The sequence below is a fragment of the Niastella sp. sgz303648 genome, assembly GCF_059587045.1.
The window spans coordinates 453,176-467,950 of record NZ_JCAPSW010000002.1 but is presented as its reverse complement, the minus strand read 5'-3'; the positions used below and the strand labels follow the sequence as shown (position 1 = coordinate 467,950).

Sequence of the window (14,775 nt, the reverse complement as noted above, 5' to 3'; positions counted from 1 at the left end):
AAATTATCTGCTGCAAGGAAAAACACCATTAGTTGCAAATTGTGAATAATCAATTGGCAATTGTCCCGGTAGGGACATTATGTTGGTAGAAAGAAATTCAAGCAAGGAACGTCGTCCCGTAGGGACGAAATATCGAGGCCATAACATTGATAGCAAATGAATTTAATCAACAAAATCGAACATTCCTGTTGTAGCGCTCCAGGTTTCGTCCCTACGGGACAACATCAATCCGAACATTCTTTCTACCAATATATGGTGCCTAACGGCACTTTGTCAAAATATCTGCCACAACCCCTCCCACTTCACCTTCCAGCTTCCGTCATTGGGGAAACCGGGGTTCGCGGTGGTGCAACCATCATATCCGGCACACATCATGGCCACAGCGCTTAATACGCCGCCATTGCCGGGTAAATAAATGGTCAGGCGGTTGTCCTGATAATTATGGCCATTGATGAGATAAGTGTTTGTTTGTACCGGCATAAACAACGCATCGATGGCTTTACCGGGCATATGCAAACGGGTTGCCGTCATGGCCATTAACGGAAAATCCCAGCCCCAGGTGGTTTCCCATTTCCAAACTTTTAATATCAGCTCATAAGTGTTTTTCATTATAGCCGTATCGAGATGATTGCAGGCAGGCAACGTGCTGTATGCGGCCAGTACCGCAGGATGATCAGTTATATACCGGGGATTGGTATAACAATCGGGTGTGCTTTCGGTAGCGAGATAAACACCGTTGGCCTGTGGCAACGGAGCAAGATTATTAATGATGTTATCCCATTTTTTTTCGCGCGGCATGCCCAACCGTTCACGCCATTGCTGCGCTACCGACAATGCCCAATACCAGTAAGCCAGTTCATAGGTTGGATTGAAAGTGTTTACCGCATCAAAACATTCCTGTGCCGGTATTAACCCTTTGCCAAGGTTGTATCGTTTATGCGCAGCATCGTACGTAGCAAAAGAAGCCATAAAATCGGCTGTACCAAAAACAAGTTTTTTATATTTTTCCAGCACCTGTTTATTTTTTCCTGCGCGATAACAAAGCTCAGCCATGTATATCAGGTGCGGTTGCTGCCAGATCAGAAAAGCGCCTACTGAAGAAGGCGATTCCTTTCCGGCATGATCGGTCATTTTTTGCCAGCGCAATCCGTCGAATCCCTGGCGTTTGGCTATTGTCCGGGCCTCGCCGGCTACGGTAAAATACCAGTCAAGACTTTTTTGCATCAATTTAGTTCGTCCCCATAATGCATAATGTACGGCATGCCACCAGTGCATTTCCAAATGTGGTTTACCAAACCAGCTGTTGAAGGTTAAACCGGTTTCCTGTGGCGGATAAGCCGAAGCGCATTGTACTTTGGTAAGGTATTGCGATAATACTACCCTGCGTTCAAGCTCTATGGCTCGCGGATCGGTACTGCCTGAAAAATCAACGGCGCCACCGCTTTTCCAGAAAGCCGCCCATTGGGTGCTGCTGTTGTTTTTTGTGTCGTCAAAAGAAGGCACGTTATTGCGTCGTACTTCTGGTGTAAAATAAAAGGACGCTTCGAATGAATTGCCGGTGGTTTTTGGTTGTATAATAAAATCATGCGCCCGGCGCATTTGTACAGCGGCTTGTTGCCGGAAACGCATTTGTACAAAGTAAGTCGTTGTATCTAATGTTCTGCGAATAAAAGCGCTGTTGCCCGATTGCTGCGTAAGCACAGACTCATGTTTGCTGCTATCGCCTTCGTACAGACCCACATCTTTAAATTCTCCGTTGGGGTATGGAAAATGCAGCCGCACTTTCAGTCGTTGCTTTGCCAGCAGCGGCGAATTGATTTTAAAGGCAATCAGGTCCTGTTGCTGGTGGGCATATGTAGTAACTTCTACCGGTTCATCATCTACAGTAAAATTGCTTTGTAAAGCACCCGTCCACAGATCGAGTTGCTGCTGTATATTTTTGATATCTTCAATGGAGGCCAATGAGCCATCTTTTTTGGTGATCTCCAATCCTATGTTCCCCAGTTGCAACCGGTGTGGATTTTGTCTGAAATAATCACCCGCTTTTTTATTACGTTCCGGTTCTTTGTACTGTACGGCATAGGATATTTTCTTTCCTTCCAGCTCATATACTTTCAGCGATTCTTCGCGTTTGTAATTTTCGGTATTGGGAAAGCTGTGCCAGCCCCATTCAGATTGTGTTCCGAGCGGAACGCCTTTTTGATAAAATGCAGGAAAGCTTTGTAAGCCGGTTACATCAGCGGTAAAGGCAAATTGTCCGTTACCAATGGTGAGTGAAGAAAGCGAATCGGCTTTGGTGATATGTATGGTATGCCGGCGAACTACTGCCTGCCGATTGATGGCAGATTGCGAATGTGCGATAAGGTTAATAGAAATAAAGGCTGTGAGCCAGATGCTTTTTTTCATAATAAGGTAATTTCGAAGGCAACGAGGCATAAAGGCGCTATAAATATCGAAAATTGAATATTAAATGTAGAATGTTGAAATTGAAATAACTTCAATATTCGTTATTGGACATTCAGTATTCGATATTTCTGCATCTTTGCGAGATAATAATTCGTTTAAGGAACTTTCACTGCCTGCCGCGCCAGTAACTTCCATTGTCCTTTTTGTTTTTGCCAAACGAGCAGTATGTTCAGCTTTACGGTGCCGGGCGTGCCGCCATCATTTGTAGTTGCTGAAAGGGTATGACGAACAATGGCTGCATCACCGGCTACCGCCACGGTTTGATTGGTAAGATCGATGGTAACAAAATCTGATTTACCACTTACAATATTTTCAATAAAGGTGGCTTTATCTTCAACCCGGCCGCTGCTGTGTCCGTAACTTAACTGATCGGCGGTTATCTTTTGCAGTCCTGCTTTATCTGCATCGATCATTGCCTTGCGTAAAAATTCTATGGCTGCACATACAGCTGCAGAATCTTTGCTTTGTGCCGTTGTTGTAGTTACCATTCCTGTTAGCATAATAAGATAAATGAAATGTTTGATCATATGGAATTATTTAATAGATGGTTCAATTTAACCATCTATCGTTATTTAGCCAATATTAAAGGCGCAATCGTTACCGGCCCCAGCAATCCCGAAGGTTCGGGTTGCCAGTTGATGGCCGTGAATAACCCATCGGCGCCACGGTTGGCCGGAAGCCTTGCCGGGAAATCGACATTATAAAATTTCTTCCATTCTACACCGCGTTTTTCCATATCGATGATGCGGTTGGCCATGCCATTGCTTACTTTTATTTCGAGCACATTATCGTTTATGAGTTGTTCAGCAGGTATAGTTACCTGGTAAACCGGACCAATGAGGGTGGCAACTGATTTACCATTCAGCACCACTTCCGCTTCTGATGCCACATTACCAAGATTAAGCAAATACGCCGGGGCCGCCGCAGCCGGTTTTGCAAAATGAATGCTGTATTGCGCAGTACCCGAAAATATGCGGGCAGCGGTATCGGGTAAATCTGTCCAGGAACCTAATTGTGTAACGGTAGTTGATTTTGGCAAAACCGCACCACCACTGATAAATTGCAATGCCCATGTACCTTTTATTTCATTGGCATTGCCACTAACCGTGTAATACGGATATTCTTCGGCAGTTATGGCTGCGGCAGTTGTTTGCAGCACACAACTTTCGCCGGGTTGCAACTGAATATACACTTCGGCATTCCCATCGGCCGATTGTTTTATTTTGCCAACTCCGCTTTTTTGAAACATGGGATCGAAAACAATTACACCGGCCGCTTTGGTTGAAAGCGGCACCCATTCTGTTACCGCTTTATCAGATGAGTTGGTGATGAAATAATATTTACCGTCGTTAATGTTCCTGCGTATGCATTGCAACCCTTTATCGAACATTTGTTCGCGGGACACTTTTGCGAACGACAACAGTTCCTGCATATCATCGCCGTTCAGGATCATTCCTTTGCCGGTAACCGCCTTCTTTATATTCTCCTGCGATGAAAAATTTAAAGAAGATATCAATGCTTTAAACTGTTGTTGTTTTGTTGCCAGATCGCCATAACCGGGCACATCTATAGGCAAACTGTTGTATACAATGATCGTAGCGCCCATTTTGGCAAGAACTATCAGCTTTTGCAACGTTTGCAGCGGAATATATTTGGTATTGGCCAGTACAATGGTTTTGTAATTGCCGATACGCGTTTTTAATAACGATCCATTATTGCCAACCTGCTGCAGTTGTTTGTCGGAAATAAAATCGAATGCATATCCTTTCTGTAACAGTTCTTCGGCCACCGTATTGAATTCGGTGTTCTCAAAACCCTTCATACCATCGTAATGATGCAGCAGGTCGCGGCCGGCTTCGGAATTATGATCACTGAATGGAAAATACAGCAGGATATCGTTATCAGGTGTTCCGCTTTGTAAAAACGACTGACAACGGGTTACATAATTATTCAGCGTACCAAAGTCTTTCCATAATGGATTAACAGGTTGAAAATGCACGGCTGCATAAAACAACCATCCGGGCCAGGGATCGTTTTCGGGTGAATAACTGGTACCGTGATATACAAGATGATTTACACCCCCTATAAAATATTTGTCAACTGCTTTCTTTACATCGCCTAAGGTCGATTTGAAATGTTCATTCAGCCACGTTGCAGCCTCGGCAGAAGTGAGGGGTTTACCCAGTACATGCGCGGCAGATGCTGCAAATTTAAATCGTAATAATTCGGTGCCTTCGGTTTCGGGTATATCTACAGCGCCATATAAATCAAGGATGTTGGCCGGTGAACCATGGCTCTGGTTTCGTACAATCTTTCCTTTTGCCTGCGCCCAGTTATGCCAGGGAATGGTGAATTTCTCCAGCAACAGATCGGCTATGGTTTGCCGGTAATCGTATAAGATGCGCAAACCCGTTGCATCGGGTTGCTTGTTGAGTAATTCGGGTAAATGCAGTTTCAGATCGTATCCGCGGCGGCGTTTGAACTCTTCAAAAAAACCGGGCGTGTAATTGCTTTGTCCGCGTGCATCGTCTACTTCATACGAATCATTAAAAAAACCGCGCAGCTGGCTGATATCATTGCCGGTAAAAGCATTGTCGAACCGGCTGAGGTATTTTTTCAAGGAAGTTTCTGAAAAATGGTCAATGGCATTGCCTTCCGCGCCGGGTGCAGCGCGTTCTACCATTTTGCCGTGCCAGCCCATAAACAGCGCATAGATGGTCCAGTTACCGGCCGGTGCTTTCCAGTTCAATTTGCCTTCGGCATCTACATTGCCCGTTAACTCAATGGCCTGTCCGTTTTCACTGTATGCCATTACCACCTGCAGCGGCAGGTTCTTTTTAAATTTCACCTGGTTTAAGGCAAGCGCCTGCAGGTTTTTATTTTCGTAAACGGGATCAACCAGTTTGCCGATATCTGTAACGTGTGCGTATTCTTTCAGTTTATCTGCCGAAATGATACTGTTGGTGCCTGCATCTTTGTAAATCGATTTCAGGTTGGCAAGGTGATTGCCCTCCGTTTCAACATAAGGTTGCTGAATATAAGTAACCGGTTCTTTAAGGGTTTGATTGCCTTTTAGCGTGAAGGTTTTGTACACAAAATCCTTGCAGGCTTCGGCATCGCCGATAAGCGGACCGCCGCCGAAAGGCCAGCCACTGCCGGTGGCCATATCAATTTGCATATTCAGGCGTTTTGCTTCCTGTAAGGTATGCGTGAGCATTTTCATCCACTGAGGCGACAGATAATCAATAAACTGGTTTTCATAACCGGCTACGCCGTAAATGGGAGTAATTTCCAAACCGCCTAAACCTGCTGCTGCATATTTTTCCATATTGGCAGTGAGGTCTTTTTCGTTAACAGCGCTACCCATCCACCACCAGCGTGTCCAAGGTTTGGTAACGGGGGTAACGGCCGGCCATTTGATCTGTGCTTGTGTAGTTGTTAATGCCAGTAACAGTGCTGCTGCGTACGTGAACCTTTTTATCATATTCGTGAATAGTGAATGGTCAATGGTGAATTTCCACTGCATAAACTTCCTGCTCGTCTTCAAAATTAGCCCTGAATATAATCCATTTTCCATCGGGTGAAAAATGTACGTTGGGTTCCAGCTTATAATTGTGGTGTTGCATATTCACCAGCTTCTCGGCAACAAAATGATCATTATCGGGGCGGAACAAATAAATCCATTGTCCGTTGGGAGCTTTGGCCACCTGACCGGGGTCGCCGCCATCGCCTGCAAATAGTTTTTGATCGGGCGACAAGGTAAAGTGTATGCTCCACTCATCGCGTTGCAGGCGGTACTTTGTTTCCTGCAGCGTTTTTACGTTGGTACCGGCTACAAAAAAGGCCTCACCCCGGGGCATCTGTAAATCGAACCAGATGGTTTTGCCATCGGGCGAAAAAAATTCATGACCGGCAATTTCCATATCCATTGTTCGCCGGTGCATCAGTTGTGGTGCGGCGCGACTGGATTTGTTTACATAAATCGTCCATATGCGGTCAACTTTATGCCAGGGGCCTTCATGACAAAACATTAACAGGTTGGGATCTGTTGTTGAAAACTGCACATGATTCAGCCATGCGCTGTCGGTAAACAGCTTTCGTAATTGTTTGGATCGAATATCTATCACAAACAAGGTACGGGGTAAACGGGCCTCGTATATTTTTTCAAAGTAGTCGTGCTTTTCGGGGTTCTTTTTGAAAATTTCTTTTTCGGCATCGGTGCTCCATACACCGCCGAGCAGGGTTTCATCGGCATTTACGGTTGTAATACCTCCTATAAAATCAGCCGGAAAAACAAATATCAGTTGTGTGTTCTTTGTTTTGATGTTGGTAACAAACACACTGTCTTTTATCTGGTAATAAACATTATGTCCTTTTGCACCAATGATTTCACCGCTCATTGGTGAGCTTTGGTGCGTAACCTGTTGAAACTGCCGGGTAGTTAAATCAACTATATACAATTGTTTGCCGCTGCTATCGGTACTGTAAAAAACCATTTTATTACCGATAAACGGATTGTTGTGAAAATAAAAGCTGGCATTGCTGCCGGGTTTATTGGTTAAGCGAACTACTTTATGATGGGTAGCGGCATCTATCCACACTTCGGGCATGGGGTGTTGTGAACCGGTTTCCAGAACGGGCTGTGCAGCAGCAGTAACCGATACGAAAGAAAACAATGCAAGCAATTGATTTTTCATGGCTATACATTTATTGTCCGGAAGTCGGAAAGTCCGGAAGTCCGAAAGAATCATCGTTCAGTTTTGAATTGTCTTTCGGACTTTCGGTCTTCCGGACTTTACTGACTTTATTAATAACCTAAATTCTGGTCATACAATCCCTGCTTCACGTCAATCTCTGACTGAGGTATTGGATATATGATGTAATTTTTCTGAAAAGGTTGCATTACATGTTGTATATCTTCTGCGGTTATCCAGTTGGTCATTATTGATTCAATCGATCCGCTGCGTACCAGGTCGTGCCAGCGTGAACCTTCGGCAGCAAACTCTTTTCTTCTTTCTTCCATTAATTGAGCCAGCGTTACATTCGTTACAGGTGTGGTTAATCCGGCGCGGGTTCTTACCTGGTTTACAATGGCATCCACATCAGTCTGTGTACCGGTAGCGCCATGCAGAATACATTCTGCTTTCAGCATCAATACATCGGTATATCGCAGCACAATAAAATTTATCGGCCAGTCGAGCCGGTTAGTGGGCACTTTGGTAAGGTCAACATATTTTTTAAAGAACGAACGGGTTTCGGTAACTCCGTTATAGGTAAACCCTGTTTGAATAGAAAACGCTTTACGGGTATCGCCGCTTTCGTAACTGTTCAGCAGGTTATTCGATACGGGCCTGATGGTTAAGCCGCCCTGAGTACCCTTACCCTGGCTTTGAAACCATGTATCGGGTACCAGCACCCATGGAAATGTGCCACCTACAACAGGTGTTGATCCGGTGGTATACTGCACATCGAATACTACTTCGGCATTGTTTTCATTGGTATAGGAAAAAATATTCGAATAGCTTGCCAGGAACGAATATTTACCGCTGGCAATGATTTCATTCAACAGTGCCAGCGCTTTGTTCCATTCATTTGAGTTAAGCCCCGGGCCTTTGATGTCGTAGGTGGGGGCCGACCGTGTCATATATACCAGCGCCAGCATACCTTTTGCTGCATATCTGGTAGCCCGGCCTTTATCGGCCGCAGGATACGCTTCAGGTAAAATGGCGGCAGCAAATTCCAGATCAGAGATAATGAAACTGTATACATCACTTACATTACTTCTTCCTATTTGCAAGGCTTCACCGGCACTAACTGTTTTGTCGATCAGCGGTACACGGCCAAACCAGCGTACCAGATCTAAGTAATAAAAGGCGCGCAGGAACCTTGTTTCTGCCTGCAACCTTGTTCTTAAAGCGGTATCCGAAATAACATTTCCTTTTTCGGCAAGTTTCTCCAACACCGTATTGGCTTTGAAGATGGCATTATAATTACCGGCCCAGGCCTCGGTTACATAATTGTTTCCAGCAATGGTTTTATGAAAACTGTTGATGCCTTCCCAGTCGCGCACACCGCCATCTGATACTGCATATAAATTATCCGACCTTGTTTCTGATAAATTCAGTTGTCTGTCGGGATAAGTCATTAAGCCATTATATACTGCGTTCACCGCCTGAATAAAATCACTCGTTTGCGTATAGAAATTTTCAGTGGGTGATCCCGATATAGGCGATTGATCAAGCTGTTTTTCACAGGCGCTTATGCAACCTGCTATCGCTATTATTATTACAACAAATATTTTTTTCATAATGAAATGAATTAGCCAATGGTTAAAAAGTAATATTTACACCGAGCACCAGCGATTTTGGTAAAGGCAATCCGCCATAATCGCCCGGCTCAGGAAATCCTGTATTGCCGCTTAAGTCGGTGTTGTTGGCTTCGGGGTTCATACCGCCTTTGTATTTGTCGTGCCCAAAAAAGTTTTCGGCAGTGATGTACACACGGGCAGCCTGAATACCCTTCTTTGCTTTGATCACCCGGTTCAAATCGTATCCTAACGATATCATACGTACGCGGATGTAATCAGAAGAATATAACCAGTCGGTATTGGCTATTTGTCCGAATGTTGAATAGGCTTTACCTACTTTTCCATCACCGGGATCATCGGGCGAGCGCCATCTGTTGCGGAAAAAACCTAAGGCATTATCAACATACCCCTGTCCTGTTCGGCCCAAAGCACGCCCGAGCAAAGAATAAATGGAACCACCCCATTGGCCCTGTGTTAGTATACTAAGATCAAAGCCCTTGTACCGGAAATTGTTAGTGATTCCCCATACATAATCAGGATTGGGATGGCCAACAATAACACGGTCGTTCAGATCGATAGAACCATCGCCACTTTTATCATAGTATTTGGGATCGCCAACAGTTTCAGGGCCGTACAATGCTACTTTTTTATCAATATCCTCCTGGGTTAATATGCCTGTTTGCTTTACCACATAAATGCTGTACATGGGATCCCCTACCCGCAGAATCGAGTGCTGGGCGTTCACACCATAGGCCGAAGGAATGAGTATCTGCGTTTGATCGTTTGTCAACGAGGTTACTTTATTCGTATTATGGCTCAGGTTGGCCGTAGTGGTCCATTGAAAAGACCCTTTTACAATATTGCGTGAAGTGATTTCAATATCCCATCCTTTATTTTTAACGGCGCCTGCATTGATGAGTGAAGTGCTGTAACCGGTAACCAGCGGAACAGGCGCGTTTAATAATAAGGCGGTATTTGATTTGGTATAATAATCAAAGGTAGCACTGATGCGGTTCTTCAACACCGTTACATCAAAGCCCACATCAAAAGTTTCAGATTTTTCCCAGGTAAGATCGGGATTGGTAAGCGCTGAAGGGGCCAGTCCTACAACAGCCGTTCCGTTCAATGAATAATTATACAATCCTTCAACATTAATGCTGCCATAATCGGGAATATTATAATTACCCGATTTACCCCAGCTGCCTCTCAGTTTCAGGTCGTTGATTAAGGTTACCGGTTTCATAAATTCTTCTTCCGATATTCTCCATCCTACCGAAGCGCTCGGAAACCATCCCCATTTGGTGTTATTGCCAAACCGGCTCGATCCGTCGCGCCGGATACTGGCCGACAACAAATATTTATTATCAAAGGAGTATTGCAAGCGGCCAAAATACGACAGCAGAATATTTTTCGATTCGTTAGTGCTGCCGGTAACGCCTTTGGCAGCATTTAAGGTAATGATATTGTTCTGGCTGTACCCGCCGTTAGACGACAACTTCACATTATCTAATTTATCTGAGTTGTACGAAAAACCGGCCAGGGCCGATATGCTATGCAAACTGTTGAATTCTTTATTATACGACAACGTATTTTCATTTACAAAAGTTTGCTTTTTATAGCTGCTGTATGAACCGCTCGATTGCACAGTTCCCTGCGCGTTTCGGGTATCGAGCGAACTGGCCACTATATAAGGCGTAAAGCTTTTGCTGTTGTTGTCGGTATTATCAAGATTGAGTGTTGTTTTAAAGGCAAGGCCCGGAATGATCTGGTATTCGCCGAATATTGAAGTGAGGGTGCGGAACCTTTTTGTTTCGCCAATAATATTCTGCAGCTTGCCAATGGGACTGTTGGTAGAAGTGCTCCAGCGGTATTGTCCGTTTTTATCTATGTTCGGATATAACCCCATCGAATCTTCCTGCACCGGCGACATGCTTAATATTTGGTGCAGTATATTGTCTTTCCCTTCCACGCCCGGATCGTTAATAATAGAATACGTGGGTGAAATATTCAATCCAAAGCGAAGTTGTTTGCTGGCGTTTACTTCCACATTGGCGCGGGCCGAATAACTGATGTAGTTGGTATTGATCACCATACCTTCCTGGCGGGTAGTATTGCCCGATACATAATATCGCACATATTCATTACCGCCGCTGGCCGATATCTGATGATTTTGCATTAGGCCTTTCCGAAAAGCTTCATCCTGCCAGTCGATAAACCGCAGACCGGGATGACCAGGTTGCGCCCAGCGGTCATCTAACATATAAGTGGTATTATATTGACCGGCTGCTATTCTTTTTGTAGGATCTGCAATAGTGCTATTGATCTTTTGCCTTCTCGTTTCATAATCATCCGACGCGCCGGCGCCCTGCGCTTTATAGTCGGCAACGTATTTGGCATTGATCATTTCGGTAGCGCGGTCTATCCATTCATCGGCCTTCAGCATGTCGAGCTTTTTGCTGCGCTCAACAAATCCAACATAGCTGTTTACATCGATCTTTACTTTGCCCGAACGACCACGTTTTGTAGTGATGATCACTACGCCATTGGCTGCGCGCGAACCGTAAATAGCTGCAGCAGCTGCGTCTTTCAACACCTGTATCGATTCAATGTCGTTGGGATTGATATTATCAAGCGGGTTTCCATTGGCAAAGTTTCCGGCTGCATTGGGTGCAGCTGTTGCCAGCGGAAAACCATCAATTACATATAATGGTTCGTTACCCGCCGTAATAGAACCGGTTCCACGCACCTGCACGCTGAATCCTTTACCTAATGCACCACTCGTTTGCTTAACGGCCACACCGGCCATTTGCCCCACCAGCGCCTGATCAATCCGTGTTACCGGACGCTCATCCAGCTTTCCGGCATCGAACGAAACAACAGCGCCGGTTACATTGCGTTTTTTTTGCGTTCCATAACCAATCACCACTACATCTTCGAGCGTGTTTTTTGAACCCGAAAGTTTTACGGTTATGAACGTTTCACCATTCAGAGGCACTTCTTTTTGTGTAAATCCAACCGAACTAATGATGAGTGCATCTTTACCAGATGGTACCACAATCGAAAACGTACCATCGTTATTTGCACTGGTACGGGTATTAGTTCCCTTTACCTGTACCGTTGCACCGGGAATGGCATTGCCGCCTTCGTCGGTGATTTTTCCGGTAACGGGTTTGTTACTATTCTCGTTCTGCGCTTTTGCAATAAAAAATGTAAAAAGAAAGAAAAATGGGAATAGCCATAAAGACTTCTGGGGAAGTTGATATTTTTTCATAATGGCCTGTTTTTGAAATTTACAATCGTCGGCAGTGGTGAAATTAGGAGCCCTTACAAGAACGTTCATCCTGTTCTATCCTGAGAAGGCAGAAGAAAGAAGAACCAGGGAACAAGGAACAAGACGTTTAAATTCAGTCAACCTGACTAAACCGCAAGCCCTTGAGCCTTGTACCTTGTGTATTGCGCCTTAAGTGTCATATTTACACTTCCGGGAACGATTGCGTAAATCAAAAGCGTCAATCGGGATGCTTCAGGACGGTTGAGCAAGGCATAATTTTAATTTTATATTAATAACTGCTTTTAACCAAAAACGAAACTGACTTGCCATGCGCCCCATTTTAGGTGTAAATATTACACGCAATCTGTCGTCTCTACACGGCATGCTCCCTGCCAATTCTTTAAACTTTTATTTATCGCAGTTCACTGAATTATGTATCGGGCCTTAGGCTCGTACGCCCCGTTATTTTCGCTTGCATCTGGCTTTACTATATGAAAAAACAATTACTTGTCATGTGTAGATTATTACAACCGTTCTTTTTACTTGTTACTATTTGTGTATTATTGGTTAACTGTCGTAAAAAACAGTGGGATGAGTTTTACAACCGGCCCGAAGGCCTTGAACCACCCATTTACCAGGTGCTTCAAAGCAAAGGCAATTTTTCAACGCTGCTTACCTGTATAGACAAGGCAGGATACAAAGACATTCTGAGCAATGCGGGCTACTGGACGCTATTTGCCCCTACCAACGAAGCTTTTACCAGATATTTTAAAGAACAAAACATCACCGGCATAGAAGCGCTTGATTCTGTTGCTGCGCAGAAAATTGTTCGGTTCTGTCTTGTATACAACTCGTTCAATACCGACAGGCTCGATGACTACCAGGGTACTGCAGGATGGGTAGCAGATGATGCGTTCAAACGCAGAACAACCTGGTACGAATTATACGACACAGCCACCATAAATGGCCAGCCGGCCCATATTATAGCCACCAACCGCAACGGTAGTTATGTATTGTCTGATAACAACAACAAATACATTCCCTATTTCACCAATCCTTTTTTCACCAAAAGAAAACTAACCGCAGCCGATTACAATTATTTTTATCCGGGCAGCTCATTCACCGGTTTAAATGTTATGGATGCGGCCGTTACCGAAACTAATATCGCGGCCGAAAACGGTACCATTCATGTGATTGATAAAGTATTGACGCCTGTTCTGAATATTGATAAATACCTTGCTTCAAAACCTCAGTACAGCCTGTTTAAAAGTTTGTATGACCGTTTTCTGGTAACCTATACCGAAAATGCTGATGTAACCAAAAGATACCAGGTGCTCACCGGCGCTTCTGACAAAGTATATATTAAACAGTATAACGCCGGCCTGGCCTTTTCGCTGAATAACGAAAACTATCTGAAGGCGCAGGACAACGACGCACAAATGAATGGCTGGACACTTTTCGCCCCTACCAACGATGCGCTGGAGCCTTATCTTAAAAGTGTTGTGCTGGAACATTACAACAGTGACCTGAATAACCTGGGTCAGCTGCCTACCGATATTGTTATAGATTTTTTAAACGCTCACATGTGGCAGGCACCGGTATGGCCATCGAAATTTGCTTCTACCGGTAATCAACTGGGAGAACCGGCCCGTTTTGATCCGAACGCCGACATTGTTGAAAAGAAAATACTCAGTAATGGATTTTTTTATGGCGCCGGTAAAGTACAGGAGTCGAATTTATTCTCTACCGTATACGCCCGCCCCTATCTCGATCCGAAGTATACATTGATGACCCGGTTAATCAACAATGAATTGAAACCGGTTATCAGCAATCCCAATTTCAATTATACCATACTCATGATGAGCGACGACATGATCCGTGGGCTTGGATTCGACTGGGATGCCAACAGCAGTACATGGATAAATACAAAACCCGGTGTACTGGGTTCGGGGGATGCCACAGGAACGGTTAAGCGCCTTGTAAATATGCATATTATTGCTACACCCCAAAATGAGCTCGGTAACCTTACAGGTGAAGGCATTATTGAAACAATGGGTGGCGAAATGATCAAATTCAAAAACGGCCAATTCTATGCAGCGGGTAATATCGATAGTAACGTAAATGTATCTATACTCAGTTCCAAAACCATGAAGAACGGTACGGCGTATTATATCGACAGGCTACTGTACTTTTCGGCACTTACACCCGGCAAACGCCTCGAAGCATTATCACCAACATCGGCTTCACCCTACTATAATTTCTTTCAATTCCTGAAAAACTCAAAATTGTATACCGCTTCTACCGGCGTTATCAGTGTAACACCACTCGGCTTCTTTGGCACTTTTCTGATTCCCGACAACGCTGCCATAATAGCTGCCGTAAATGCAGGATTACTGCCGGGCACCGGCACCGCACCTAATAAAGTGCCAACTTTTGCACCCACCGATCCTACCGAGCAGGAACTTGTAAGCAAATTTATACAATACCATATTCTGAAAAAATCGGTTGTACACGATGCAAAAACAAATGGCAACATCGAATCGGTATACAGGAGTTTACTGAACGATCAGATTGGCATTGTAACAGTAACCAACGATGCCGCGAATTTCAGCTTTACAGATGCTTTTGGCCGAACTGCGGCTATTAATGAAGCGGGCAGTAATGTACTGGCCGACCGCATAGTTATTCATTCCATTAATACGTACCTGAAATACAATAATTGATCATGCTG

General features: G+C 44.4%; 7 protein-coding genes. 1 reads left to right on the top strand and 6 read right to left on the bottom strand.

Annotation, left to right across the window (positions count from 1 at the left end; all coding sequences use genetic code 11):
• Positions 1 to 273: 273 nt before the first annotated feature.
• The 6 genes from AC59IL_RS06495 to AC59IL_RS06470 all read right to left on the bottom strand — a co-directional run bounded on the left by AC59IL_RS06495 (position 274) and on the right by AC59IL_RS06470 (position 12,044).
• Positions 274 to 2,406 (bottom strand): hypothetical protein, encoded by a 2,133-nt coding sequence (locus tag AC59IL_RS06495; protein ID WP_496551288.1) that lies wholly within the window; start codon positions 2,404 to 2,406, stop codon positions 274 to 276.
• A 155-nt stretch (positions 2,407 to 2,561) separates the two neighbouring features.
• Positions 2,562 to 2,993 carry a nuclear transport factor 2 family protein gene (locus AC59IL_RS06490; protein WP_496551287.1) on the bottom strand — a complete coding sequence of 144 codons (432 nt, stop codon included), beginning with the start codon at positions 2,991 to 2,993 and terminating at the stop codon, positions 2,562 to 2,564.
• Positions 2,994 to 3,034: 41 nt separating this feature from the next.
• Entirely contained in the window at positions 3,035 to 5,992 is a 2,958-nt protein-coding gene (locus tag AC59IL_RS06485) for a glycosyl hydrolase (protein ID WP_496551286.1), read from the bottom strand.
• Complete coding sequence (locus AC59IL_RS06480) at positions 5,970 to 7,163, bottom strand: oligogalacturonate lyase family protein (protein WP_496551285.1); 1,194 nt, start codon at positions 7,161 to 7,163, stop codon at positions 5,970 to 5,972. Before AC59IL_RS06480 ends, AC59IL_RS06485 begins: the two co-directional genes overlap by 23 nt.
• A 110-nt stretch (positions 7,164 to 7,273) precedes the next feature.
• On the bottom strand, positions 7,274 to 8,773 hold the full coding sequence (locus AC59IL_RS06475; RefSeq protein ID WP_496551284.1) for a RagB/SusD family nutrient uptake outer membrane protein: 1,500 nt from the start codon (positions 8,771 to 8,773) through the stop codon (positions 7,274 to 7,276).
• Between the two features lie 22 nt (positions 8,774 to 8,795).
• Positions 8,796 to 12,044 (bottom strand): SusC/RagA family TonB-linked outer membrane protein, encoded by a 3,249-nt coding sequence (locus AC59IL_RS06470; protein ID WP_496551283.1) that lies wholly within the window; start codon positions 12,042 to 12,044, stop codon positions 8,796 to 8,798.
• A 512-nt stretch (positions 12,045 to 12,556) separates the two neighbouring features.
• Here AC59IL_RS06470 and AC59IL_RS06465 point away from each other — a divergent pair.
• Positions 12,557 to 14,767, top strand: coding sequence for a fasciclin domain-containing protein (locus tag AC59IL_RS06465; protein WP_496551282.1), 2,211 nt, complete (start codon positions 12,557 to 12,559; stop codon positions 14,765 to 14,767).
• The last annotated feature ends 8 nt before the right edge of the window (positions 14,768 to 14,775 follow it).